Origin of the sequence: Microcoleus sp. K5-D4, assembly GCF_036704575.1 — a bacterium.
In the GTDB taxonomy this organism is placed as follows: Bacteria; Cyanobacteriota; Cyanobacteriia; order Cyanobacteriales; family Microcoleaceae; genus Microcoleus.
In genome coordinates, this window is the sequence record NZ_JAUBSD010000227.1 from 1 (window position 1) to 1,102 (window position 1,102).

Below are 1,102 nucleotides of genomic sequence, written 5' to 3' on the forward strand. Positions count from 1 at the left end.
TTATAGGACATAAATGTAATCATCGTAAATTAGCTACTGTGTACAATAAAACAACACTTTGAGATATTTATTGTTGATAATTATGCCAAAATATTGAGTGAACTGTGTTAATTTTAATCGGACGCTTTCACCGCTTGTTCTGGTAATATTAAGGCTCCCATTCGCCACCTTACTATTCCACATATCGTTAAAATTACTTTCTCATATTTTTGGGGATTCAACCTAAATCTTTCTTGGACAACTCGAAATATTTTGAGCGAGCGAATTCGATGTTCAACAAAGATTCTTTTAGCTGAAAATGCTTTGTTTTGTTCTTTTTGTTCAGTTGTTAATTCTCGATTTCTGGGTTTTTTACTCTTGAGTTGTAATTAAAGCTTCTCCAACGTAAGCTTTATCTCCCTTAAATCTTTGTTGAGGGTCAAACTGTGAGCGTTCTTCTCGGAATAAAGTTATATCGCTTTTAGGTCCAGGTTCCCCTGCCACAACATCAACGATATCTCTACCATCTGGCATGATAATTATTTGACTTTTGAATGTATGATTACTCTTCTTGCCTGAAAAGTATTTTTCTTGTTCATCCTTATCTCCAGGTCTCTCTCTGACTTGTTCGTAGGTATCTACTATTAATTCATATTCTGTGAGTATTTCCTTAACTATTTCATAGTCAGCAGCGTTTTTTTTTACTTGTTCAAGTAAGCTACATGGTAGCAATTCTCGCAATTTAGGCAACCAATAGTTAAATGTATCATTAGCTGTAGACTCACTTACTCCAAACTGGATGCCCAGAAGTTGAAATGTTGTCATATGCCTCAGATAGACCAATGTTAAAATTATTTGTTCGCCCCTAGATAGTTTGGGTTTTCTACCGCCTCCACCAGCAATAAGTCTAACTTTCTTTGATTCTAGTAAAGCTTGTTTTTCATGATGTAATCGTTCCGCGTTTTGAATTAATTGTTGTAACTGCTCATAATCCAAGCCAATTAATCGCTGTGTTTCTTTAGGATGCTCTTCAATATGATTTAGTATGTCGCTCATGTTTCTGTGTCAAAAAAGCTTGAGGATGGGATCTTATCACGAATTGTTACTATTTTGGAGATGTCTA

At 35.0% G+C, this 1,102-nt stretch carries 1 protein-coding gene and 1 pseudogene; both read right to left on the reverse strand.

What is annotated here, in order from left to right:
* Nucleotides 1–113: 113 nt before the first annotated feature.
* Nucleotides 114–299, reverse strand: a pseudogene (locus tag QUA77_RS29190) (transposase family protein); the annotation flags it as partial.
* Nucleotides 300–351: 52 nt separating this feature from the next.
* Nucleotides 352–1,035, reverse strand: coding sequence for a transposase family protein (locus tag QUA77_RS29195; protein ID WP_333454124.1), 684 nt, complete (start codon nt 1,033–1,035; stop codon nt 352–354).
* Between the last annotated feature and the right edge of the window lie 67 nt (nt 1,036–1,102).